Source organism: Zobellella denitrificans (assembly GCF_002237365.1).
GTDB lineage: Bacteria > Pseudomonadota > Gammaproteobacteria > Enterobacterales > Aeromonadaceae > Oceanimonas > Oceanimonas denitrificans.
Genome location: NZ_NMUO01000172.1, coordinates 1 through 2,163 on the forward strand (window position 1 = coordinate 1; position 2,163 = coordinate 2,163).

Consider the following 2,163-nt stretch of genomic DNA (forward strand, 5'->3'; position numbering starts at 1 on the left):
CTGCTGAGCCGCGACACCGCCGAGCTGGCGGTGGCCATCCGCTGCGCCCGCATCGGCCCCGGGGCGGTGGATCTGTTTGCCGGTGCCGGCATAGTGGCCGGCTCGACCGCCGCCGCCGAGTGGGCCGAGCTGGATCACAAGCTGGCCTCGGTGCTGGCGCTGCTGCACGAGGGGGGCTAGCCATGTTTCCGCACCGTTTCGCCACCTTCAACCAGGTCTGGGCCAGCCTGCTGCTGGAAGAACTGTACCGCCTTGGGGTACGTGATCTGGCGCTGGCGCCGGGCTCCCGCTCCAGCCCCCTGACCATGGCCGCCGCGGCCCACGCCGGCTTTCGCCGGCATCCGCACTTCGACGAGCGCGGCCTCGGCTTTATGGCGCTGGGGCTGGCCCGGGGCAGTGGCCGGCCGGTGGCGGTGATCACCACCTCGGGCACGGCGGTGGCCAACCTCTACCCGGCGGTGATCGAGGCGCGCCAGAGCGGCATCCCCCTGATACTGCTGTCGGCGGACAGGCCCGTGGAGCTGATCGACAACGGCAGCAACCAGGCCATCGTCCAGGCGGGGATCTTTGCGGAATACCCGGTGTACCGGCAGGACTTGCCGAGTCCGACGCCGGCGGTTCCCGCCGCCTTCGTGCTGAGCTCGGTGGATCAGGCCCTGGCCCGGCAGGCCCTGGAGCCGGGCCCGGTGCACCTGAACTGCCCTTTTCCGGAGCCGCTCTATCCCGGCGGGGAGCCGTTCGACGCGGTCGATTACCTGGCACCGCTTGGCCGCTGGCGGCAAGACCACAGCCCCTGGAGCCCCTGGCAGCGGGCCGAGGCCCGGGCCGCCATCCAGCCGGACTGGGCCGAATTCAGCGCCCGTAGGGGCCTGGTGGTGGCGGGGCAGATCGACGATCCTGCCGAGGCCCGGGCGGTGGCGACCCTGGCACGGCAACTGGGCTGGCCCCTGCTGGCGGATTTGCAAAGCCAGCTCCGCTTCGATGAGCACAACCTGCTGCACGCCGATCTGGCCCTGCACAGTCCGGCCTTTCGCCGGGCGCTGGCCGAGGCCGAGGTGCTGCTGCAGTTCGGCGGCCGCTTGATCTCCAAGCGATTCGGGCACTTTATCGCCGGTCATGACTGGCGGCATTACTGGCTGGTGGAGTCCCGGCCGTGCCGGCTGGACCCGGATTACCGGGTACGCCGCCGGCTGCTCGGCTCCCCCGCTGACTTTGTGCGCCGCCATCCCGCCCCCGGGCGCTCGCCCTGGCACCGGCTGGAGCCGCTGCACCGGCCGGTGGCGTCCTTGCTGGCGCAGCGGGCCGAACGTTGCTCCGAGCTGGGGATCTGCCATCGGCTGAACCGGCTGCTGCGGGGCCGGCTGATGGTGGGCAACAGCATGGCGGCACGCTTGCTGAACATGGCGGGCAGTCCGGGCCCGGGGCCGACGCGGGTGATGGCCAACCGGGGTGCCTCCGGCATCGATGGCCTGATCGCCACCGCCTACGGTTTCGCCCAGAGCGGCGCCGAGCCCACCACCCTGGTGCTGGGGGACATCAGCGCCCTGCACGATCTCAACAGCCTGGCGCTGCTCGGCCGGAGCCGGGTGCCGCTGGTGCTGATCCTGCTCAACAACAACGGCGGCGGCATCTTCAACCTGCTGCCGGTGCCGGAGGAGGACGGACTGCTGGAGGAGTATTACCGGCTGCCCCACGGCCTGGACTTTGCCCGGGCCGCCGCCCTGTTCGGGCTGTCTTATGCCGCGCCGGCCAGCCTGGCGGAGTTCGACCGGACTTACCGGCGGGCGCTGGACGGCGGCGCCACCCTGATCGAAGTCCGGGTGCCCGAGCGGCAACTGGCCGAGGACCTGCGCTGGCTGGAGCAACGCCTGCATGAGGCCTGAACCCTTGCCCCTGGTGCTGCTGCACGGCCTGCTGGGCGATGAGCGGGACTGGCAGCCGGTGACGGCGGCGTTGCCGGGCCGGCGCTGCTATCCGCTGGCCTTGCCCGGACATGGCGGCAACCGGGCGTTGCGGCCGCACGACTTTGACGGGATCCGCCGCTGGCTGGCCCGGGCCCTGGCCGGGCTGGGGCTCGGGCGCTACCTGCTGGCAGGCTACTCCCTGGGCGGACGGCTGGCACTGGATTTTGCCAGCCGTCCGCCCAGGGAGTAGCCTGCCAGC

Annotated in this window: 2 protein-coding genes and 1 pseudogene; all 3 read left to right on the top strand. The window is 71.8% G+C overall.

Features of this window, described 5'->3' with window-relative positions:
- Positions 1-180 (top strand): chorismate-binding protein (locus CGX12_RS19090; RefSeq protein ID WP_176442120.1); only part of this gene is annotated, 180 nt, incomplete at its 5' end.
- A 2-nt stretch (positions 181-182) separates the two neighbouring features.
- Positions 183-1,883, top strand: coding sequence for a 2-succinyl-5-enolpyruvyl-6-hydroxy-3-cyclohexene-1-carboxylic-acid synthase (gene menD / locus CGX12_RS19095; RefSeq protein WP_094041447.1), 1,701 nt, complete (start codon positions 183-185; stop codon positions 1,881-1,883).
- Positions 1,873-2,145, top strand: a pseudogene (locus CGX12_RS19100) (alpha/beta fold hydrolase); the annotation flags it as partial. The gene menD and the pseudogene CGX12_RS19100, both read left to right, overlap by 11 nt.
- Between the last annotated feature and the right edge of the window lie 18 nt (positions 2,146-2,163).